Source organism: Streptomyces niphimycinicus (assembly GCF_018883605.1).
Classification (GTDB): Bacteria; Actinomycetota; Actinomycetes; order Streptomycetales; family Streptomycetaceae; genus Streptomyces; species Streptomyces niphimycinicus.
On the sequence record NZ_JAHLEM010000329.1, the window covers coordinates 1 to 21,832 of the forward strand.

19 protein-coding genes are annotated in these 21,832 nt (G+C 71.7%); 7 read left to right on the forward strand and 12 right to left on the reverse strand.

What is annotated here, in order from left to right:
- On the reverse strand, positions 1 to 455 hold a 455-nt coding region (locus KN815_RS27410; protein WP_216344585.1), incomplete at its 3' end, for a Zn-ribbon domain-containing OB-fold protein.
- The gene (locus KN815_RS27415; RefSeq protein WP_216344586.1) at positions 437 to 889 is read right to left on the reverse strand and encodes a DoxX family protein; all 453 of its coding nucleotides are present in this window, start codon (positions 887 to 889) and stop codon (positions 437 to 439) included. The genes KN815_RS27415 and KN815_RS27410, both read right to left, overlap by 19 nt.
- 226 nt (positions 890 to 1,115) lie before the next feature.
- Here KN815_RS27415 and KN815_RS27420 point away from each other — a divergent pair, with 226 nt between their 5' ends.
- The 4 genes from KN815_RS27420 (at position 1,116) to KN815_RS27435 (ending at position 6,342) form a co-directional block, all read left to right on the forward strand.
- Complete coding sequence (locus KN815_RS27420) at positions 1,116 to 2,270, forward strand: flavin-containing monooxygenase (protein ID WP_216344587.1); 1,155 nt, start codon at positions 1,116 to 1,118, stop codon at positions 2,268 to 2,270.
- Between the two features lie 263 nt (positions 2,271 to 2,533).
- Entirely contained in the window at positions 2,534 to 4,783 is a 2,250-nt protein-coding gene (locus KN815_RS27425; protein ID WP_216344588.1) for an acetate--CoA ligase family protein, read from the forward strand.
- A 16-nt stretch (positions 4,784 to 4,799) separates the two neighbouring features.
- Entirely contained in the window at positions 4,800 to 5,615 is an 816-nt protein-coding gene (locus KN815_RS27430) for an enoyl-CoA hydratase/isomerase family protein (protein ID WP_216344589.1), read from the forward strand.
- 91 nt (positions 5,616 to 5,706) lie between these two features.
- Positions 5,707 to 6,342 carry a flavin reductase family protein gene (locus KN815_RS27435; protein ID WP_253209277.1) on the forward strand — a complete coding sequence of 212 codons (636 nt, stop codon included), beginning with the start codon at positions 5,707 to 5,709 and terminating at the stop codon, positions 6,340 to 6,342.
- 64 nt (positions 6,343 to 6,406) lie between these two features.
- Here KN815_RS27435 and KN815_RS27440 read toward each other — a convergent pair whose 3' ends face one another.
- Positions 6,407 to 7,741: an MFS transporter gene (locus KN815_RS27440; protein ID WP_216344590.1), complete on the reverse strand. Its 1,335-nt coding sequence runs from the start codon at positions 7,739 to 7,741 to the stop codon at positions 6,407 to 6,409.
- A gap of 112 nt (positions 7,742 to 7,853) precedes the next feature.
- Here KN815_RS27440 and KN815_RS27445 point away from each other — a divergent pair, with 112 nt between their 5' ends.
- Complete coding sequence (locus tag KN815_RS27445; RefSeq protein WP_216344591.1) at positions 7,854 to 8,909, forward strand: GlxA family transcriptional regulator; 1,056 nt, start codon at positions 7,854 to 7,856, stop codon at positions 8,907 to 8,909.
- Positions 8,910 to 8,956: 47 nt separating this feature from the next.
- On the opposite strand, the gene KN815_RS27450 is transcribed toward KN815_RS27445, so the two are convergent.
- The 5 genes from KN815_RS27450 to KN815_RS27470 form a co-directional block, all read right to left on the reverse strand.
- Positions 8,957 to 9,514: a hypothetical protein gene (locus KN815_RS27450; protein WP_216344592.1), complete on the reverse strand. Its 558-nt coding sequence runs from the start codon at positions 9,512 to 9,514 to the stop codon at positions 8,957 to 8,959.
- Positions 9,515 to 9,561: 47 nt separating this feature from the next.
- A complete protein-coding gene (locus KN815_RS27455) occupies positions 9,562 to 10,611 on the reverse strand; it encodes a Zn-dependent alcohol dehydrogenase (protein WP_216344593.1) in 1,050 nt (349 codons plus the stop codon).
- A gap of 22 nt (positions 10,612 to 10,633) precedes the next feature.
- Positions 10,634 to 12,100 carry an aldehyde dehydrogenase family protein gene (locus KN815_RS27460; protein ID WP_216344594.1) on the reverse strand — a complete coding sequence of 489 codons (1,467 nt, stop codon included), beginning with the start codon at positions 12,098 to 12,100 and terminating at the stop codon, positions 10,634 to 10,636.
- Positions 12,097 to 13,491 (reverse strand): acyl-CoA dehydrogenase family protein, encoded by a 1,395-nt coding sequence (locus KN815_RS27465; RefSeq protein ID WP_216344595.1) that lies wholly within the window; start codon positions 13,489 to 13,491, stop codon positions 12,097 to 12,099. The genes KN815_RS27460 and KN815_RS27465 overlap by 4 nt, the downstream gene beginning before the upstream one ends.
- Before the next feature lie 146 nt (positions 13,492 to 13,637).
- The gene (locus KN815_RS27470) at positions 13,638 to 14,549 is read right to left on the reverse strand and encodes an SDR family NAD(P)-dependent oxidoreductase (protein ID WP_216344596.1); all 912 of its coding nucleotides are present in this window, start codon (positions 14,547 to 14,549) and stop codon (positions 13,638 to 13,640) included.
- A 110-nt stretch (positions 14,550 to 14,659) separates the two neighbouring features.
- Between KN815_RS27470 and KN815_RS27475 the strand changes: the two genes are divergently transcribed.
- On the forward strand, positions 14,660 to 15,586 hold the full coding sequence (locus tag KN815_RS27475; RefSeq protein WP_216344597.1) for a cyclase family protein: 927 nt from the start codon (positions 14,660 to 14,662) through the stop codon (positions 15,584 to 15,586).
- A 251-nt stretch (positions 15,587 to 15,837) separates the two neighbouring features.
- On the opposite strand, the gene KN815_RS27480 is transcribed toward KN815_RS27475, so the two are convergent.
- From KN815_RS27480 to KN815_RS27490, 3 genes are all read right to left on the reverse strand, one after another.
- Positions 15,838 to 16,410: an ATP-binding protein gene (locus tag KN815_RS27480; RefSeq protein ID WP_216344598.1), complete on the reverse strand. Its 573-nt coding sequence runs from the start codon at positions 16,408 to 16,410 to the stop codon at positions 15,838 to 15,840.
- Between the two features lie 465 nt (positions 16,411 to 16,875).
- Positions 16,876 to 17,931 (reverse strand): acyl-CoA dehydrogenase family protein, encoded by a 1,056-nt coding sequence (locus tag KN815_RS27485; RefSeq protein ID WP_216344599.1) that lies wholly within the window; start codon positions 17,929 to 17,931, stop codon positions 16,876 to 16,878.
- Positions 17,932 to 17,939: 8 nt separating this feature from the next.
- Positions 17,940 to 19,103, reverse strand: a complete 1,164-nt coding sequence (locus KN815_RS27490; RefSeq protein ID WP_216344600.1) for an acyl-CoA dehydrogenase family protein — start codon at positions 19,101 to 19,103, stop codon at positions 17,940 to 17,942.
- A 180-nt stretch (positions 19,104 to 19,283) separates the two neighbouring features.
- Between KN815_RS27490 and KN815_RS27495 the strand changes: the two genes are divergently transcribed.
- Positions 19,284 to 20,933: an AMP-binding protein gene (locus tag KN815_RS27495; RefSeq protein ID WP_372458490.1), complete on the forward strand. Its 1,650-nt coding sequence runs from the start codon at positions 19,284 to 19,286 to the stop codon at positions 20,931 to 20,933.
- A gap of 3 nt (positions 20,934 to 20,936) precedes the next feature.
- Here KN815_RS27495 and KN815_RS27500 read toward each other — a convergent pair.
- The coding region (locus tag KN815_RS27500) for a serine/threonine kinase C-terminal domain-containing protein (protein WP_507229911.1) at positions 20,937 to 21,832 on the reverse strand (896 nt) is incomplete at its 5' end.

Genomic DNA, 21,832 nt, shown 5'->3' on the forward strand with positions numbered 1-21,832 from the left:
GCGAGCAGCGGCCGGAAGACGGGAACGGCGGGAGCGTCCCCCTCGGCGGCATCGGCCGTCCGGAACGCCACCCGGAGCCGCATCCCGACGCGCGGACCGCTCGCCGGGGCCTCGATGAGTTCGGTCATCATCCGCGGCCCCTCGGCGAGGTCGACGACGGCGGCGGTGTACGGGACGCGGGCGCCGAACGGCGGCAGATCATTGCGGTGCACCACGGACCATGTGTAGAGCGTCGCGGCGCCGCTCGCCTCCTCCCAGATGACGTCCTCGCTCCAGCAGTACGGGCAGAATTCGCGCGGGTAGTGATGGGCCCGGCCGCAGTCGGCGCACCGCCGGATCAGCAGCCGGCCCTCGGCCGCGGCGTCCCAGTAGGGGCGGGTGAAGGCGTCGATCTCGGGCAGGTCGAAGCGCGGGGCGCCCGCGGGCGGCGCCGGGCTCACAGGAACAGCCCCCATGCCTCGTCCAGTGACCAGGTCTGCCAGCTCATGCCGAAGAGCCCGACCACGGAGATCAGCACCATCATCGAGTTCTGCCCCTGCTCCGCCCAGTCGTGGATCATCAGCAGGAAATAGAGCAGATTCAGCACGATCGCGCCGACCAGGGCGATGGGGGTCAGAAAGCCGAGCGTCAGACCGAGGCCGAGGGCGAGTTCGGCGTAGACGACGACATACGCCATGACCTTGGGCCGAGGAGTGACCACCGCACCGAAGCCGCTGCGGACAAACGCCCAGCGGTGCTTGTCGGCCACGCCCACCGCCCAGCCGATACCGGTGCCGCGCTCGAACCAGTCCTTCTTGTCCTTGTGCCGCCAGCTCTCGAGCCACCACAGGCCGAGTCCGATGCGCAGTACGGCGAGCCATTCGGCCCCGCTGAGCCCGATCGTCCGCATCGTGCCCCACCTCTCCGATCCCAGCGAATCTGACGGTACGTCAGTTTCGGGGGACGGGCGCGGCCCGCGCAAGGGGTCGCACCAGCGGAACAGGGACCGACGGGACACGGGAGCGGCGACCGACAGGCCGACAGACCGGCCGTGACCTGTCCGCAATCCATTCGGAATCACTTTGACCGGATCGCTTTGACCGAAACCCGTCAAATACCCGGCTACGCTCGCCCGCATGGCCGACAGCTCCCCCGAGAAGTCCTCACCCGTTTATGTGATCGGCGGTGGACCGGGCGGACTCGCCGCCGCTGCCGCGCTCAGCCACCGCGGGATCCGTGCCGTCGTCCTGGAGAAGTCCGAGGCGGTCGCGGCGTCCTGGCGCAACCACTACGACCGGCTGCATCTGCACACCACGCGCCGGCTGTCCGCGCTCCCCGGCCTGCCGATCCCCCGGTCCTACGGGCGCTGGGTGGGGCGCGACGACGTGGTGCGCTATCTGGAGCGCTACGCCGAGCACCACCGGCTGGAGATCGTCACGGGGGTCGAGGTCTCCCGCATCGACCGGTCGTCCGACAACACGGAGTGGGTGCTGCGCGCCACGGGCGGCCGGGCGCTGTCCTCGCCCGTGGCCGTTGTCGCGACGGGCTTCAACCACACCCCACGGGTGCCGGACTGGCCGGGCCGCACCGCCTACACCGGTGAGCTGCTGCACGCCGCCCACTACCGCAACGCCCGCCCCTTCGAGGGCCGTGACGTGCTCGTGGTCGGCGTCGGCAACACGGGCGCGGAGATCGCGGTCGACCTGGTCGAGGGCGGCGCGGCCCGGGTGCGGCTGGCGATCCGCACCGTGCCGCACATCGTGCGCCGCTCCACGGCGGGCTGGCCCGCGCAGGCGAGCGCCATCCTGGTGCGCAGGCTGCCGCGGCGCGCGGTGGACCGGGCGGCGCGAGCGATGTGCCGGCTGAGCATGCCGGATCTGACCGAGTACGGTCTGCCCTGGCCCGACACCGGGCTCTACACCCGCGTGCGGGAGGGCGCCATCCCGATCCAGGACGTGGGGCTGGTCGACGCGGTACGGACAGGGCGGGTGGAGGTGGTCTCGGCGGTCGACTCCTTCGATCTGGACAAGGTGGTCCTCGCCGACGGCTCGCGGATCGGCCCCGAGGTGGTGATCGCCGCGACCGGCTACCGGCGCGGCCTCGAGGAACTGGTCGGCCATCTGGGCGTACTCGACGACCGCGGCCGCCCCCTCCCGCACGGTCGCCGGACCCTGAAGTCCGCCCCGGGACTGCACTTCACGGGCTATACGAACCCGATCAGCGGGATGCTGCGCGAGCTGGCCATCGACGCCCGGAAGATCGCCAAGACGGTGGCCCGCACAACGGCATGACCACGAAGCGGGCGAGACCACCAACGCGCACGCGGACATAGGCACAGGCATGTCACCACGCACCGCACCGGAGGCGCCCGACCGAGCACGCATTCCACCGCCCTCGCCGTCACCCTGCGTGTTCCCCGCGCCCCGAGCATTCCTGACAGGCCGTCAGTTCAGTAACCTGACTACTGGGTAATGTGACTTGGCGTCAGTTTTGCCGCCGAACCACCCGGTCACCTGCCCGGTTATTGGCCAACGAGCAGGAGTGGCGGATACCGATGCTTGGATCGACCTACGGCACCCTGACCACCAACTCCCGTCATGCCCGCGCCGTCGCCTGCGGGCGGGCGCCCGGCCCCGCCGTGCACGTCTCCAGCACGGAGGCGGCGGGCGGGACCGTCGAAGGCGCGGACGACGTGGACGTCAGCGGGCGCCCGCTGCACTCCGCCGTCCCCGATCTGGACCGCTTCTTCCATCCCGAGTCGGTGGCCCTCATCGGGGCCTCCGACGCGGACGGCCGTCCCAACACCGGTATCACCCGCCAGCTTCTGGCCTGGGCCGAACGCGTCGGCGCCCGGCTGCACCCGGTGCATCCCTCCCGTAGCGCCGTCTTCGGCATTCCGTGCGTACCGTCCGTGGCCGCGCTGCCCGAGCCCGTCGACCTCGCCGTCCTCCTCGTCCGTGATCCGCTCCCGGTCATCGAGGAACTCGACGGGAGCAAGGTGAAGTTCGCCGTCGCCTTCGCCTCCGGCTTCGCCGAGACCGGCCCCGAGGGCGCCGCCGCACAGGCCCGACTGGCCGCCGCCGCCCGCGGCGCCGGGCTGCGGCTGCTCGGCCCCAACACCAACCTCAACGCCTTCGAGAAGTTCCGCGACGACCTCGACGGGCCCGCCATCGCCCTCATCACCCAGTCAGGCCACCAGGGCCGCCCGGTCTTCACCCTCCAGGAACTCGGCATCCGGCTCAGCCACTGGGCCCCGACCGGCAATGAGGCCGATCTGGAGACCGCCGACTTCATCTCCTACTTCGCCGACCGGCCCGAGGTCGGCGCCATCGCCCTGTACGCGGAGGGGCTGAAGGACGGGCGCAGCTTCCTCCTCGCCGCCGACCGGGCCGCCCGCGCGAAGGTGCCCGTCGTCGCCGTGAAGGTCGGCCGCACCGAGACCGGCGCCCGCACCGCCGCCTCCCACACCGGCAAGCTGACCGGCTCGGACGCGGTGGTGGACGCGGCCATGCGGCAGTTCGGCGTGATCCGCGTGGACGGCCTGGACGAGCTACAGGACACGGCGGCGCTGCTCGCCCGCGCCCGCCCGCCGCTCGCCGAGGGCGTCGTGGTGTATTCGATCTCCGGGGGCACCGGGGCCCACTTCTCCGACCTCGCCACCGCTGCGGGACTCACCCTGCCCACCCTCTCCACCGAGAAGCAGACCGAACTCCACCAGTGGATACCCGGCGATCTCAGCGTCGCCAACCCGGTCGACAACGGCGGTCATCCGGTCGGCGACTGGCGCGGCCGCAAGATCATCGACGCGATCCTGGCCGATCCCGCCGTGGGCGTGCTGATCTGCCCGATCACCGGCCCCTTTCCGCCCATGAGCGACAAGCTTGCGCAGGATCTGGTGGAGGCGGCGGAGCAGACGGACAAGCTGGTGTGCGTGGTGTGGGGCTCGCCGGTCGGCACCGAGGACGCCTACCGCACCACCCTGCTGGGCTCCTCGCGCGTGGCCACCTTCCGTACGTTCGCCAACTGCATCACCGCCGTGCGCGCCTATCTGGGGCACCACCGCTTCACCGCCTCCTACCGCTCCCCCTTCGACGACGCCCCGCGCACCCCGTCCCCGTCCCTGCGCAAGGTGCGCGATCTGCTGCGCCCAGGAGGCCGCCTGAGCGAGCACGCGGCGAAACAACTGCTGCGGGCGTACGGCATCCGGGTGCCGCGCGAGCAGTTGGTGACCAGCGCCGCGGCGGCCGTCCGCGCCGCCGGGCTCGTGGGCTATCCCGTCGTCATGAAGGCATCCGCGCCGCAGCTCGCCCACAAGACCGAGCTGGGGCTGGTCCGGCTGGGGCTGACCTCGGCCAGCCAGGTCCGCGACACCTATCGGGAGCTCACCGACATCGCCCGCTGCGAGGGCGTCGAGCTGGACGGGGTGCTGGTCTGCCAGATGGTCCAGCGCGGGGTGGAGATGGTCGTCGGCATGAGCCATGACACCCTCTTCGGCCCGACCGTGACCGTGGGTATAGGGGGGGTGCTCGTCGAGGTGTTCCGCGACGCCGCCGTACGCGTCCCCCCGTTCGGCGAGGACCAGGCGCGCACGATGCTCGCCGAACTGCGCGGCCGCGCCCTCCTCGACGGTGTGCGCGGCGCTCCCCCGGCCGATGTGGACGCGCTCGTGGAAGTCGTGCTGCGGGTCCAGCGCATGGCCCTGGAACTCGGGGACCACCTCGCCGAACTCGACGTCAATCCGCTGCTGGTCCTGGAACGCGGCCAGGGCGCCGTGGCACTGGACGCGCTGGCGATCTGCCGCTGACCGATGGAGCGTTTCCATGACCTCTCCCTCCCCCGAAGAAGCGCTTGACTCCGTTGTACGGCACACCACTGACAACGGCGTCTCGTGGATCACGCTCAACCGCCCCGCCGCGATGAACGCCATCACCCCCGACCAGCGAGAACACCTGATTTCGCTGTTGGACCACGCCTCCGCGGACCCGGCCGTCCGGGCCGTCGTGCTGACCGCCACCGGCAAGGGCTTCTGCGCCGGAGCGGATCTGCGCGGCGCACCGGCCGCGGCGGAACGCGTCGCGGGCGATGTCGCCCGGCTGATCCGCGGCGGAGCGCAGCGGCTCATCGCCGCCGTTCTCGACTGCGAGAAGCCTGTGATCGCCGCCGTCAACGGCACGGCGGCCGGGCTCGGCGCCCATCTCGCCCTCGCCTGCGATCTGGTGCTGGCCGCCGAATCGGCCGTCTTCATCGAGGTGTTCATCCGCCGCGCTCTGGTCCCCGACGGGGGCGGTGCGTATCTCCTGCCCCGGCTGACCGGCCCGCAGCGCGCGAAGGAGCTGATGTTCTTCGGCGACGCGCTGCCCGCCGCCGAGGCCGAGCGGCTGGGCCTGGTCAACCGGGTCGTCCCGGACGACGACCTGGCCAAGTCCGCCCGCGCCTGGGCCGAGCGCCTCGCGGCCGGACCCACCCGCGCCCTCGCCCTCACCAAGGCGCTGGTCAACGCCTCCCTGGAGTCCGGGCGCCCGGCCGCGTTCGCCGCCGAGGCGGCGGCGCAGGAGACCAACATGACCACGGCCGACGCCCAGGAGGGCGTGAGCGCGTTTATCGAGCGCCGGCCCCCCGTGTACCGAGGCCGCTGAGAGACCACAGACCCACGCGGTCCCAAAGAACAAGAAGGCCATCACACAAGCCAGGAAAACCGTCGGGCAAGCCAAGAAAGGGGGACGGGCCATGATGGGACACGCCGGTATGGCCGCCACCGCCGTCCGCTACCTCCGGGCGGTCGGCTCGCCGACCGCCTCCGTACGACCGGTCGACCCGCTGCCCCCACCGGAGCTGCGCTGTGTGCGCGACGATGAGCGGCCCCCGGTCGACGCCGCCGAATTCCGCCGCGTACTGGGCCATTTCGCGAGCGGGATCACCGTGATCGCCACCGTCGACGGAACCGGCCCGACCGGGTTCGCCTGCCAGTCCTTCGCCTCGCTGTCCCTGGACCCGCCGCTGGTCGCCTTCATGGTCGCCCGCACCTCCACGACCTGGCCGCGCATCGCCCGCGCGGGCGTCTTCTGCGTCAACGTCCTGGGCGCCCACCAGGGCGAGCTGTGCCGCGCCTTCGCGGTCAGCGGCTCGCGGCGCCCCGACAAGTTCGCGGGCGTGCGCCACGAACCGTCCCCTGTCACCGGCTCGCCGCGTCTCGCGGGCGTCCCGGCGTGGATCGACTGCGCGGTCCACGCCGTGCACACGGGCGGCGACCATCTGGTCGTGGTGGGCCGCGTCCGGGCCCTGGGAACGGACGAGTCCGCGGCGCGATCGGGGCCGCTGCTCTTCCACCGCGGCTCCTTCGGGGAGTTCACGGCGCTTCCATGAGCCCGCGCGGCCTTCCGTAAGGCGCCGCGCGGCCTTCCGTAAGCCCCGTAAGGCCGCGCGGCCCCTAGGCCGTGGCCGCCGCGGTCTGTGCGTTCGGGCCGCGCCGGATCACCAGCGACATCAGCGCGGCGATCGCGCACAGCGCCCCCGCGCCGTACCAGACCAGGTCGTACGAGCCGAAGGCGTCCCGCGCCACACCGCCCACGAAGGCCACGACCCCGGCTCCCACCTGGTGGGAGGCGAGCACCCAGCCGAAGACGATCGCGCTGTCCTCCCCGTACTGCTCACGGCACAGCGCCATGGTCGGCGGCACGGTGGCGACCCAGTCGAGACCGTAGAAGACGATGAAGAAGATCATCGGCGGATGCACCGCGTCGGCCAGCAGGACCGGCAGGAACATCAGGGAGAGGCCGCGCAGCGCGTAGTACATGGCCAGCAGCCGGCGCGCGTCGAAGCGGTCGGTGAACCAGCCGGAGGCCACCGTCCCGATGATGTCGAAGACGCCGATGACGGCGAGCAGGCTCGCGGCGGCCGTCACCGGCATGCCGTGGTCGTGCGCGGCGGGCACGAAGTGGGTCTTGACGAGGCCGTTCGTCGAGGCGCCGCAGATCGCGAAGGTGCCGGCGAGCAGCCAGAAGGTGCCGGTGCGCGAGGCCGAGGCGAGGGCCTTGACGGCCCGCCGGGCCGCGCCGTGCCGGGGTGCGGGCCGCGGGGTGGGCGGCCCGTCGGCGCCGTACGGGGCCAGCCCCACGTCCGAGGGGTAGTCGCGCAGCAGCAGCCAGACGAGGGGAACGATCGCCAGCGCGGCGATCGCGACCGTCATCGCGGCGGGCCGCCAGTCGTGCCGTTCGACGATCCAGGAGAGCAGCGGCAGAAAGATCAACTGCCCGGAGGCCCCGCCCGCCGTGAGGATGCCGGTGACCAGACCGCGCTGGGCGACGAACCACCGGTTGGTCACGGTGGCGGCGAAGGCCAGCGCCATGGAGCCGCTGCCGAGGCCGACCAGCACGCCCCAGCAGAGGATGAGCTGCCAGGGCTCGGTCATGAAGACCGTAAGGCCGCCACCGGTCGCGATGACGGCGAGCGCGGCCGCGATGACCTTACGGATGCCGAAGCGATCCATCAGAGCGGCGGCGAAGGGTGCGGTGAGCCCATAGAGGGCGAGGTTGACGGAGACCGCGAACCCGATCGTGCCGCGCGACCAGCCGAACTCGTCATGGAGCGGATCGATGAGCAGACCGGGCAGGGAGGCGAATCCGGCCGCGCCGATGATCGTCACGAAGGCGATGGCGGCGACCGACCAGGCGCGGTGCGGAAGGCGCGGGAGGGCCCGCCGTGGGGGCCGGTCGGGCTGCTCGCCCTGTTCGGGAGCTCCGGAGAGTTCGGTTGTCTGCGTCACCGGACCAGCATTGAGCAGCGGTTCCATCACGACGAGTGGCCCGTGAGACAGTATTCGCTAGGATCGGGCCATGCCCCTTGAGGGGCCATGCCCGAACGACGGGAGGCCGCACGTGCCCCAATCCCCGCCCGGTGACGCCGGCGGGCGCCATCGCGTCGTCGTCCTCGCCCTCCCCGGTGTGATCCCCTTCGAGCTGGGCATTCCGTACCGGATCTTCGGCAAGGCCCGCTCCGCCGACGGCCGGCGGCTGTACGAGGTGGTCACCTGCACCGTCGAGCCCGGCCTGGTGCCCACGGACGCCGACTTCCCGATCGCCGTGGAGCTCGGCCCGGAGGCCCTCGCCGAGGCCGACACCATCCTGGTGCCCGCCTCGTACGCGCTCGGCCCGGTCCGCGAGGAGGGCCGGATGACCGAGCCGCTGGCCGCCGCGCTCGCCCAGGCCCGGCCGGGCGCGCGCTGGGTCTCCATCTGCACCGGTTCGTTCGTGCTCGCCGCCGCCGGTCTCCTCGACGGCCGCCCGGCCACCACCCACTGGGCCAGCGTCGGCCAGTTCCAGCGGCTCTTCCCGACGATCAAGGTCGATCCGAATGTGCTGTTCGTGGACGACGGCGATGTGCTCACCTCGGCCGGTGTCGCCTCCGGAATCGACCTGTGTCTGCATCTGGTGCGGCGCGACCACGGCACGGCCGTCGCCAACGACGTCGCCCGGCACAGCCTGGTGCCGCCCCATCGCGACGGCGGCCAGGCCCAGTACATCCCGCGCCCGCTGCCCGAGCCCCAGCAGGCCACCACGACGACGGCGCGCGCCTGGGCGCTCGGCCGGCTGGACCGGCCCATCTCGCTGCGGGAGCTGGCCGCCCAGGAGTCGATGAGCGTACGGACGTTCACCCGCCGCTTCCGCGAGGAGGTCGGCGTCAGCCCGGGCCAGTGGCTGACCCGGCAGCGGGTGGAGCGGTCCCGTCACCTCCTGGAGGACACCGATCTCTCGGTGGACCAGGTGGCGCGCGAGGCGGGTTTCGGCTCCCCCGCGTCCCTGCGCCAGCACTTCCAGGCGGCCGTGGGCGTCAGCCCGACCGCCTACCGCCGCACCTTCCGCGCGGGCGCCGAGGCCGATACGGCTTCCGGCGCCGAGGCCGATACGGCTTCGGGCGCGGACGCCCGTGCGTAGGCCCTGTCCGGCGGGGCTTCGCGGGAGCGGGACAGGGCCTGGTCCGCTCAGCCCGTCACGGCCGCTTCCGCGCCCCCGAGCCGCCAACTGCGGACATGCACCCAGGTCATGTCCCGCCACCACTGCGCGTTCCAGTCGCCGCTGTGGAAGCGGAACAGCGAGATGGTGTCGGTGGTGAACCGCTTGGGCGGATCCGCGTCGAGCGTGTCCAGGAACTCCCCGGTCTCCTCATAGAGGTCGGGCCGCAGGGTCAGCTCATGGGAGGCCACGGACAGATGCGCCCGGAATTCCGCCGGGTCGAAAGGTTTGAAGAGAAAGTCCGGCTGAACGGTCGACACCGGCGCCAGCGCGGTGTTCACCGAGAGCACCAGGTCGACCATCTCGGGATTGGGCGTCCCGTCCGGCAGATGGTGCACGTTGTACGCGAACCCCTTGCCGTGCCGTTCGATACCGGCGTTGTACGTGGTGAACGCCGTGGCCTCGGACAGCAGCGGATCCAGCACCGCGATCAGCTCCTCCTCGGTGACCGTGGCGTGCACATTGCCCGCGAGGGTCGCGTGGAGCGGGAACGCGGCGCAGGAGACAAGGCCGTACTGCTGCTTCATGAGCAGATGCAGCCGGTCGGAAGTCCGTTAGCAGTGGTCGGAGCCCGTCAGAAGGTGAGCACGGCGCGCGCCACCCTGCCGTGGTGGGCGTCGTCGGCGGCCTTGGCGAAGTCCTCCAAGGGGTAGGTCCTGCTGACCAGTTCGTCCAGCAGCAGCAAGCCCTGCCGGTAGAGGTCGGCGTACCGGGCGATATCGGCTTGCGGCCGTGAGGAGCCGTAGCGGCAGCCCAGGATGGATTTGTCCAGATACATGGAGGAGACGCGGAAGGCCGCCTCGGCGTCGGCGGGCGGCACGCCGAGCAGCACCGCCTGGCCGTGCCGGTCGAGCAGATCGACGGCCTGACGGATGAGCCGGGTCGAGCCGACGCATTCGAAGGCGTGGTCCGCGCCGGTCGGCAGGAGTTCCCGTACGGCGTCGGTGGAGGGGACGAAGTGGGTCGCGCCGAAGCGCCGGGCCAGCGGCTCCTTGGCGGGGTTGGAGTCGACGGCGACGACGGGGAACGCCCCGGCGATCCGGGCCCCTTGCAGCACATTGAGCCCGATGCCGCCGCTGCCGATGACGACGACCGACTCACCGCGGTCCACCTTGGCGCGGTTGAGCACGGCGCCGACGCCGGTCAGGACGGCACAGCCGATGAGGGCGGCGGAGACGAGCGGGATCTGCTCGGGGATCCGCACCACCTGGACGGCGGTGACGAGGGTGCGCTCGGCGAAGGCGGAGTTAGAGGCGAAGTTGTACAGCCGCTCGTCGCCGCGGCGGAAGGGCCGGGTCGGCCGGCCGATCGCCGCGCGGCACATGGTGGGGCGGCCCCGGGCGCAGTCGGCGCAGGTCCCGCAGTTGGCGAGGGTGGACAGCGCCACATGATCGCCGGGAGCGACATGGGTGACGCCCGGCCCGATCTCCTCGACCACGCCCGCGCCCTCGTGGCCGAGGACGACCGGGAGGGGGAAGGGGATGGTGCCGTCGACGACCGACAGATCGCTGTGACAGAGCCCCGCGGCGGCGATGCGCACCAGCACCTCGCCGGGGCCGGGGTCGCGCACTTCCAGGTCCTCGACCACGCGCGGCGCCGTGCCGTCGAAGATGACGCCTCTCATCCTCATCACCCTTCCCCGTGCCTCAGGAGACCCAGACCAGCGACTGGAGTTCGCTGTACGCGTGCAGGCCGAACGAGCCGCCGTCGCGGCCGACTCCGCTTTCCTTGAACCCGCCGAACGGCGTCTCGGGGTGGCGCTGGGCGGTGTTGATGCCGACGTTTCCGCTGCGCAGACGGGCGGCGAGGGTCCAGGCGCGGCCCGCGTCGGCGCTGAAGACGTAGTCGTAGAGGCCGTAGGGGGTGGCGTCGGCGATCCGCACCGCCTCGTCCTCGTCGTCGAAGGGCAGGGCCACGACGACCGGTCCGAACAGCTCCTCCCGCGCGACGGTCATCGTGGGGTCGGCGTCGGCGATGAGGGTGGGGGCGACGTAGAAGCCGGGCTTGCGGGCTGGGCGTTCGCCGCCCACGACGATCCGGGCGCCCTGGTCACGGGCGCCGGAGACATACGCCTCGACGCGATCGCGCTGCGCGGCGGAGATCAACGGACCGACGATCGTGGAGTTATCCACAGGGTCCCCGATCTTCAGTGACTCTGCGTAGTGTGTGAGTGCGGCGATGACCTTCTCGTACAGCGATCGATGGACGAGCACACGGGTCGGCGCCGTGCAGATCTGCCCGCTGTGAAAGGAGAAGGTCGAACCGACCGCCCCGACCGCCGACGCGATCGCTCGCTCGTCGGCGTCCCCCAGGACGATGGCCGCGCCCTTGCCCCCCAGTTCCATCAGGGTGCGCTTCATCGACCTCCCCGCGGATTCGGCGATCTTCTTACCCACGGCGGTGGATCCGGTGAAGCTGACCATGTCGACACCGGGGTGCGCGACCAGCGCCTCGCCGGCGGCCGCGCGCGAGCCGGTGACGACATTGAAGGCACCGTCCGGGAGCCCGGCCTCCTTGAGCAGGGGGCCGAGTTCCAAACAGCACAGCGGGTCCTGCGGCGCGGGTTTGGCCACGACCGTATTGCCCATGGCCAGGGCCGGGGCGACCTTGCCCGCGAGATTCGTGAGAGGGAAGTTATAGGAGGTGATGCAGCCGACGACACCAAGAGGACGGCGGACCGCTGCCGCCCCGATCAGCCCGCCGGGCGCCAGCGGGGTGGCGGCCATGGGCAGCGGGGCGAGCGGCACGGTGTCCGGTTCGAGGGCGCCGCGCGCATAGCGGCGGAAGCGATCGATCGCCGGGGGCACTTGGAGGGCGGAGGTGACGCGCAGCGTCGCCCCGGTCTCCGCCTGGACGACGGGCACCAGGTCCGAGGTGTGCTCGGCGAGCAGATCGGCGGCCCTGTCGAGTACGGCGGCGCGCTCCCGGGGGGCGGTGCGCGACCAGCCGTCGTACGCGGCGCGGGCGGCCCGGACGGCGGCGTCCACGTCGGCCGGGTCGGCCTCGGGGGCATGGCCGACGGTCTCCTCGGTGGCGGGGTTGATGACGGGGTAGTGCCCGTTCCCGGGATCCCGCCACGAGCCGCCGATCCAGTGCGCATAGGTCTTCGTCATCGGCGTGATTCCTTGGGGAGGTTAAGTACGCGCTCGGCGATGATGGTGCGCTGGATCTCGTCCGAGCCGCCGTAGATGGTGTCGGCGCGGGAGAAGAGGAAGAGACGCTGGAAGGCGTCGAGTTCGTACGGCCGGCCGGCGGTCCAGCGCGCCGGGCCGAGTGCGGCCGCGGCGCCTCTCACCTGCACGGCCAGCTCGCCGAGCCGCTGATGCCAGCCGCCCCACAGCAGCTTGGCGACGCTGGGCGCGCCGGGATCCTGCGGACCGGGATCGCGTGGGCCGGGGGCCTGGGGGCCGGGGGCCTGGGAGTTCGCGCTCCCCGGGGGGAGGTCATGGGCGGCACCCTTCCGCGGGGCGGGGTCCCGGGCGGGGTTCGGCGCTGAGTTCCGGGCGGGGTTGGGGGCAGGGTCCCGGGCGGGGTTGGGGTTCGGGGCGGGCTTCTGTGCGGCGCCCAGGGTGCGCAGGGCGTTCCAGCGCATGGCCTTGAGCTCGGCCCACTGCCGGATGAGCCGATCGCGTAGGACGGGCTCCTCTGCGGCGCCGGTCTCCAGCGCCAGCCGCACCACCCGGCTCAGCTCCTGGGCGAAGCCGATCTGCTGGACCAGGGTGGAGACCCCGCGCTCCACCGCGAGCAGGCTCATGGCCACGCGCCAGCCGTGGCCCGCGCCGCCGACGAGGTGTTCGGCGCGGGCCACGGCCCCGTCGAAGAACACCTCGTTGAACTCCGCGGTCCCGGTCAACTGCCGGATCGGCCGCACCTCGATCCGTCCCGGCTGGTCCATCGGCACCAGCAGAAAGGAGAGTCCATGATGGCACTGTGAGCCCTCCTCGGTGCGCGCCAGCACAAAGCACCAGTCGGCTTCGTGGGCGAGGGAGGTCCAGATCTTCTGCCCGGTGATGCGATAGGTGCCCTCGCCCGGGTCGCGGACGGCGCGGGTCCGCAGCCCGGCGAGGTCCGAGCCCGCGTCGGGTTCGCTGTAGCCCTGGCACCACAGCTCCTCCGCACGGGCGATGGGCGGCAGAAAGCGGGCGCGCTGTGCGAGGTCGCCGTGGGCGAGGAGGGTGGGCGCGAGGAGGTTCTCGCCGATATGGCCCAGGCGGCCGGGTGCCCCGGCGCGGGCGTACTCCTCGGCCCAGACGACCTGTTGGGTCAGCGTCGCCGCGCGGTTGCCGTACGCCCCGTCCGTACGGTCCCAGCCCAGGCCGATCCAGCCGCCCGTGCCGAGTTCGCGCTCCCAGGCGCGGCGGGCGGTCATATCGCCGCGCGCCTCGCCGGGGTGGCCGCCGGGCTCCTGCTCGAGGGCGGTGAACGGTCCGGTGAAGTGCTCGGCCAGCCAGTCGCGCGCCTCGGCGCGGAACCGCTCGTCCTCCGGTCCGAAAGCGAAGTCCACGGCCTCTCCCCTCGTCGGCGCTGCGGTGTTCCGTGCAAGCCCTGCCGTTGTCGCCCTTGTTGGGCTTGTCGCCCTTGTTGTTCTTGTCGCCCTTGTCGCTGCTATCGCTGCTATCGCTGCTATCGCTGTTGTCGCTGTTGTCGCGGTCAGGCGTTGGGGCGTTGGCCGGTGGCGGCTGCCTGGGCCATGGCCTCCAGTTGGGCCAGCATCGGCATGGGGTCGGTGCCGACCGTGCCCGGGAGGAAGTCGGCGATCTTGTCCGGGGTCCAGGCGCCCTCGGTGTATCCGGCGCGCAGTTCACGGGGCTGTGCCCAGACCGCGATCTTGGGGCCCGCGATCGTATAGACCTGCCCGGTGATCCGCTCCGCGCGGGCGCGTTCGCTCAGCAGATAGACGACCAGGGCCGCCACGTCCTCCGGCTCGCCGATCTCCTTGAGCTCCATCGGCACGTTGGCGGACATCCGGGTGCGGGCGACCGGTGCGACACAGTTCGCGGTGACGCCGTACTTGTGCAGCCCCAGCGCGGCGCTGCGCACCAGGGAGATGATCCCGCCCTTGGCGGAGGCGTAGTTGGCCTGGGCGACGCTGCCCTGGTGGTTGCCGCTGGTGAAGCCGATCAGGGTGCCCGAGCGCTGGCGGCGCATCACCGCCGATGCCGCCCGGAAGACCGTGAAGGTGCCCTTGAGGTGGGTGGCGACGACCGGGTCCCACTCCTCCTCGGACATGTTGAAGAGCATCCGCTCGCGCAGGATTCCGGCGACGCAGACGACCCCGTCCAGCCGTCCGTACCGGTCGAGCGCGGTGTCCACGATCCGCTGGCCACCGGCCATGGTCGAAACGTCGTCGGCGACCGCGACCGCCTCACCGCCCGAGGCCGTGATCTCCTTGACCACGGCCTCGGCGACCTCGCTGCTCGGTTCGCCGCCCTCGATCGAGACCCCGTAGTCGTTGACGACCACCTGTGCCCCTTCGGCCGCGCAGGCCAGAGCCACCGCTCGTCCGATACCGCGTCCGGCCCCGGTGACGGCGACCACCTTGCCGTCCAAGAAGTTGCCCACGACGCATCCCCTCCCGGAGTTTCTGACGGTCCGTTAGATTTTTGAGCAGACGCGGCCCGAGTACAAGCCCTCGCGCACAAACGTCGACCGGGAACGACGAAGGAGATGCCATGCCGCTGCCAGCCGAGTTCCACGAGATCGCCAAGCGCGTCAACAACTGGGGCCGCTGGGGGACGGCCGACGAGATCGGCACGCTCAACCTGATCACCGACGCCGTGGTCCGGGAGGCCGCCGCGACAATACGGACCGGCCGTCGCATCCCGCTCGCGGTGCCGCTGCGGCAGGACGGCATCCAGACCGGAATGATCCCCGGACGGATCAACCCGCTGCATACGATGATCGCCGTCAACTTCGAGATGTTCGGCCCCGGCACCGTGGCGACCAGCGACGACGCGGTGACGATGGGGCTTCAGGCCGGCACCCACTGGGACGGGCTGGCCCATGTCTCGCACTCCGGCAGGATCTACAACGGCCGCCCCGCCGACTCCATCACCACCCATGACCGCGCCGCCTTCAGCGGTATCGAGAAGGCGGGACCCCTTGTCTCGCGCGGGGTGCTCCTCGATGTGGCGCGGGCCCGGGGCGCCGAGCGGCTGCCCGAGGGGCATACGGTCACCCCCGAAGACCTCGACGCCGCCGAAGAGCTGGCCGGGACGACGGTGCGCCCCGGCGATATCGTCCTCGTCCGCACCGGGCAGATCCAGCGGTATCTGGCGGGCGAGAAGGAGGCATACGCCTACCCCTCGCCGGGCCTCTCCCTGCGCACACCGGAGTGGTTCCACGCCCGCGATGTGGCGGCGGTCGCCAATGACACCTTGACCTTCGAGATCTTCCCCCCGGAGATCGAGGACCTCTGGATGCCGGTCCACGCCCTCGATCTGGTCGAGATGGGCATGCTCCAGGGCCAGAACTGGAATCTGGAGGAACTCTCCGACGCCTGCGCCGAGGAGGGGCGCTACGCCTTTCTGCTGTCGGCCCCGCCCGAGCCGTTCGCCGGCGGCACGGGCGCGCCCGTCGCCCCCGTGGCGATCCTCTGATGTCGTGACCCCTGGCGCCCGGAAGGGGATGGCGGGTCGTTCTTCTCGGGCGGCGGTGCGCTCATGCGCGCCCCGAGCACGGCACCGCGCACCGCCACCCGGCTCCCGACGCTGAGCCCTGGTTCAGCGGCGGGGGCGCGACCCGCACTCGCCAAGGAACGTCACTGTGAACACAGGGCCCACAGAGACACCACAGCCCTCGGCGTCCCCTCGCGACGAATCGCTGATCCTAGAGTGATCAACCGAACACGTCACGTCAACACCTGGTCTGGACTTTGCCTGGTTCGTCCCATGTGCGACGGCGCATGAGAGGCCGCTCGCCGCTTGGAGAGCGGCTCCTCGCCCTTCGCGCGGTCGATTTCACACCAGATCCGCTTGCCGGAGCCCTCCGGCTGCCAGCCCCATCGGTCGGCGAGACCGTCGACCAGCTCCAGACCGCGCCCATGAGTGTCGTCCTCATCGGCACAGCGCTGGCGCGGCGCGCGGTCGCTGACGTCGGCGACCTCGACCCGGACCGTTCCCAGGCCCGCACCCCGGCTGCCGAACGGCCCTGAGGCTCCGCCCCCGCCGAGACCGCCACCGCTCCCACCGGTGCCCCCGCCGCCCATCGACTGGGCGGGGAAGAGCATCCGCAGCACGGCCGGACAGCCGGTGTGCACCACGGCGTTGGTGACGAGTTCGGAAATGAGCAGAATCAACGTCTCAGCGAGCGGCTCGTCGGCTCCGATCCCCGATCCGACGAGCCGCGAACGGGCCCACCTACGGGCACGGCTCACCTCCGCCGGATCGGGCCGGACCTCCATCTGCGCCTGAAGCACCTGCACTGCTCACACCATCCGAACCGGCACACACATCGCCTTGTACCTCCAAGAGGTCACGGACCGTGACGCTCCCCCAGCTTGCGCTGGGAGACTTGCGCGACAGCATGGTTGACGTACAGTCACCCCAACAAGCGCTTCGGTCATATTCCAGCGCCAAGGAGTATGCGTGGGGCATACTGTGCGACACACGTCCTGAGGACTCGAACACCGAAGCTCAGGCGTCGCATACCCCGTACGAGCGGGGCACGTCGGCGTGCCCGGAATCGCCCCATGGGCAACGCCGGGCTTCTTGCACCCCATAAGCGTTCGCACCCCACGGAGAGTACCCGAGCCCGGGCCCGACTCCCCCCTGTGACGAGTCACGCCTAGGAAACAACCTGGTATCAACGCTCGGTCACCTCAGACGCTCTGGGGATCTCCCCAGAGAATGCGACATCCCAACAATTCAGGCGTATCCATCGAGCTCGGCTACAAACATGTTTCAACGGTCGACACGAGCCCGGCCGCGAGTTCCTCCTCCGCCGCCGCCGCGCACTGCCACTGACCTGCCCGCACCCAGGCCCGCTTGAGATGCAGATGGACATCCGCCTCCCAGGTGAAGCCCATCCCGCCATGGACTTGCAGACAATCGCGGGCATTGTGGACAGCGGCCTCATCGGCGAGCAGCTTGGCGGCCGCGATGTCACCCGGGTCTTCCGTGACCGCCGCCGCATACACCACACTTCTGGATGATTCCGCGCGTACCAGCATCTGGGCGCACAGATGCTGTACGGCCTGGAAGGCACCGATCGGCCGACCGAACTGGGTACGGCGCTTGGCGTGGTCCACCGCGAGTTCGACCGTACGGGAGGCGCTGCCGAGCTGTTGTGCCGCGGTCAGCAGCGCCGCCTCGCGGCGCAGCCGGGCGGCGATCCCCGAACGGCTCGGCCCCGCCGGGTCCTGCCGGGCCCGGTTCGGGGCCGTGCGGTGCAGCGGGGTGGCCGGGTCAACGGACCGTATCGGCTCCGCCGCACGCGCCACCTCCGCCGCCGGGATCAGCCCGACCGTCGTCGGCCCCAGCGCCAGCACCGCGTCGGCGCAGGCCAGATGCTCCACCGGCGCCCGCGCACCCCCCTCGTCCAGCGCCGTCACCACCGTCTCGCCCTGAACAGCACCCGCCGCCAACCCCGAAAGCCCCGCCTCCGACGACCCCGGCACCGCACCCCCCGCCGCCAACGCCCCCGAAAGCCCCGCCGCCAGTTCCGTCGCGACCAGCGGGCCCGGCAGCAGGGCCCGGCCCGCCTCCTCGAAGGCCAGCACCGCCTCCGGCAGCCCCAGCCCCACCCCGCCCGCCGACTCCGGCACCCGCAGCGCGAAAAGACCCGCAGCGCCCAGCTTCCGCCACAGCGCCCGGTCCAACTCCGCACCCCGCTCCGCGTCCCCGTCCACCACCGCCCGCAGCCGGGCGCGCGGAAAGCGCCGTTCGAGCAGCTCGCGCATGCCCGCCCGCAGTGCCCGCTGGTCGTCCGTGAGCTGGAAGTCCATGGCCCCGCTCACCGTCCCTTCGGCAGGCCGAGGATCCGCTCGGCCACGATGTTCCGCTGGATCTGCGAGGTCCCCGCCGCGATCGTGTACGAGAGCGACGAGAGCCGGTCCGCGACCCACTCCTGACCGGCGTCCAGCGCGTCCGGCCCCAGCACCTCGGCGGCCGCCTCGTACAGCTCCTGCCGCACCTGTGAGAAGCGCAGTTTGAAGACCGAGCCGCCGACGCCCGGCACCCCGCCGGTGCGCTGCGCCTCGCTCACATTCCACTGGGTGAGCCGCCACAGCGCCGCGCACTCCGCCGCGAGCCGCCCCAACCGGCGCCGCAGCACCGTGTCGTCCCAGCGTCCGTTGGCCTTCGCCGTGCGGGCCAGCGCCTCCAGCACCCGCCTACAGGCGACCACTTCGCCCACGAAGGCCGTACCGCGCTCGAAGGAGAGGGTCACCATGGTCACCCGCCAGCCGTCGTTCTCCTCCCCGACCCGGTGGGTGACCGGCACCCGCACCTCGTCCAGGAACATCTCGGCGAACTCCGCCGTCCCGGCGAGGGTCCGCAGCGGTCGCACCGTGACCCCGGGCGCGTCCATCGGCATCGCAAGCCAGGTGATGCCCCGGTGCTTCGGCGTGTCGGCGTTTACCGGCGCGGTGCGCACCAATAGTTCGCACCAGTCGGCGATCTCGGCATGCGAGGTCCAGATCTTGCTTCCGCTGACGACATACGTATCGCCGTCCCGTACCGCCCGGGTGCGCAGCGACGCCAGGTCGGAGCCGGCGTCCGGTTCGGAGAACCCCTGGCACCACACCTCGTCCCCGCGCAGGATCGGCGGCAGCCAGCGGGCCCGCTGCTCGGCGGCGCCCTCGGCGGCGATGGTGGGGCCCGCGTGCAGCAGTCCGACGAAGCCCGCGCCCACATAGGGCGCACCGGCCCGCTCGGTCTCCTCCAGGAAGATCAGATGCTGAGTGGGCGTCGCGCCCTGGCCGCCCGCGTCCTTCGGCCAGTGCAGCCCGGCGTACCCCGCGTCGTGGAGCATGCGCTGCCAGCCGCAGTCATAGGCGCGGCGGCCGGGCCAGTCGGCCGGATGCGGGCGGTCCGGCAGCATGGGCAGAGCGTCGGCGAGCCAGGCGCGCAGCCGGTGCCGGAAGTCCTCCTCGTCCTCGGTGAAGGCGAGATCCATCAGCGGCCGACCTCCATTTCTGATGCCCCGTCAGACAAGGCGGGCATCCGCAGGCTAGCCCGCACCCCCTGGACCGACAAGGCGCGCGGCCTTACGCTTCCAGCATTATCTGATGGCCCGTCAGCTAATGAGCACACGATCGCCTCGAACGGTTCCGGAAGAGTTCCATGGGAGGCCGGGATGACCGACGTCGCGCAAGACGCGCAGGACGTGCAAGACGCGCAAGACGTGCAAGACGTGCAAGACGTGCAAGACGAGCATGAGCTCGGCAGCTCGGCGACGCTGTGGGAACTGCTCGAACGGCGCGCCGCGCTCACCCCAGGCGCCCCCGTCCTGCTCCAGGCCGGCGCCTCCGCCCGCCATGACCGGCGGCTGACCTTCGGCGCCCTGCGCACCCGCGCCGAGCGGACCGCCGCCGGGCTGCACCGGATGGGGATAGGCCCCGGCAGCCGGGTCGCCTGGCAACTGCCCACCCGGATCGAGACGGTCGTGCTGACCATGGCGCTGGCCCGCCTCGGTGCCGTGCAGACCCCGCTGATCCCCTACTACCGCGACCGCGAGGTGCGGTTCGCGCTCCGCGAGTCCGGGGCGCGGTTCTTCGCCGTGCCCGGCACCTGGCGCGGCTTCGACCACACCGCGATGGCCCGCCGCCTCGCCGCCGAACTGCCCGAACCCCCGCTGGTCTTCGAGGCGTACGACACCCTGCCGGTGGCCGACCCCAAGGCCCTGCGGCTGCCCCCGCCGCCCACCGACGGGCGGGCCGTCCGCTGGATCTACTGGACCTCGGGCACCACCTCCGACCCCAAGGGCGTGCTGCACACCGACCGCAGCCTCATCGCCGCCGGTGCCTGTCTCGCCCACGCACTGCGGCTCGGCCCGGACGACGTGGGGTCCATGGCCTTCCCGTACGCCCATGTCGCCGGGCCCGACTACACCGTGATGCTGCTGCTGTACGGCTTCCCGGCCGTGCTGCTCGAGCACTTCTCCCTGCCGGAGTCGCTGCCCGCCTACCGGCGGCACGGGGTGACGGTCGCGGGCGGCAGCACCGCCTTCTACTCGATGTTCCTGGCCGAACAGCGCAAGGACCCCTCGCGCAGGCTCATCCCCACCCTGCGGCTCCTCGCGGGCGGCGGCGCGCCCAAACCGCCCGAGCTCTACTACGAGGTCGTACGGGAGCTGGGCTGCACGCTCACCCATGGCTACGGGATGACCGAAGTCCCCATGATCACCATGGGTGCGCCGGACGACACGGCCGAGAACCTCGCCACCACCGAGGGCCGACCGCCCCGGGAGATGGAGATCCGGGTGGTGGACGGCCAGGTGGGGCTGCGCGGCGAGGCGGTCTGCGCCGGATATCTGGACGACGATGAGACCCGTAAGGCGTTCGACGCGGACGGCTTCTTCCTTACCGGCGACCTCGGCCGTCTCACGGAGAGCGGCCATCTGGTGCTGACCGGCCGCGCCAAGGACATCATCATCCGCAAGGGCGAGAACATCTCGGCCAAGGAGATCGAGCAGTTGCTGTACCAGCACCCGGACGTCGGTGATGTGGCGGTGATCGGCCTGCCCGACCGCGACCGGGGCGAGCTGGTCTGCGCCGTCGTGGAGCAGCCGGCGGGGGCGGAGGCGCTGACGCTCGGCCGGGCGGTGTCATATCTGCGGGAGGCGGGGCTGTCGGTGCACAAACTGCCGGAGCGGCTCGAAGTGGTGGACGCCCTGCCCCGCAATGAGACGCTCCGTAAGGTGCTCAAGTACCGGCTGCGGGAGCGGTTCGCGGCGCACGGCGCCGAGGCAGCACGCGAAGCGGCCCAAGCCCCGGATGGCGTCTGAGCGCTAGCCGTTGGTCGTGCTGTACGTGGCCGTGGCCTGCTGGAAGTAGCGGTTGACCGCGGTGCGCTCGTCGGACGGGCCGATGACCAGGACCACGTGGTAACGGCCGTCGATCAGCATCGCGAGGTTGCGCGCGTACACGTTCCGCCCGCTGCTGTCGCGCCAACGGAACGAGCCCTCCGCCATCGCCGTCCGGCCGACGTCGATCCGCCGCAGCCCCGAGGACGAGGCCCAGGAGGAGCCGCGGAAGGCGGACAGTTCGGCCTCGCGGTCCTGCTGGTACGCCATAGGGTCGCCGCCGAACTCGGACATCTTGTCCCGTCCGGCCACGACCACCAGCTCGAAGTCGCCGCCGATGTAGCGGATCTGGCCGCGGCCGTTCTCGCCCCGGCGGGTCCAGTCCTCGTGGACGGCGACCTTGAAGCCCTTGGGGTCCTTGCGGACCGCGAAGCCCTTGGCCAGCCCGGCCGGGTCGGTGGACTGCGGTTCCTGGTCGCCGGGGTCGCCGGAGGCGGCCGGTTTTCCGGCCTTCCCCTCGTCGCCGTCCGCGGGGTCGTGCGGCGCCGCGCTCGGCGTACCGGCCGAACCCGTACGGCCCTGGCCGTCGTCGTCCTTGGAGCGCGGCATGAACATCATCGCGTAGACCACCGCCGCCGCCAGCGCCAGGAAGATCAGCAGCAACAGCGTCCGCCCCAGCCTGCGCGGCTTGCGCTGGGCGGGCGCCGACGCCTGCCGGGTCTCCCCCGTCTCCCGGGTCTCTGCCTTCTCCCGGGGCGCCCGAGTTGCCCGGGTCTCCCGGGGCGGCCGAGTCTCCCGGGCCTCCCGCTTCTCCCGCTTGTCGCGCCGGTGCCGGGCGGGCCCGGCCGCCGCCTCGGCCGCCGCGGCCGGACGGCGGCCCC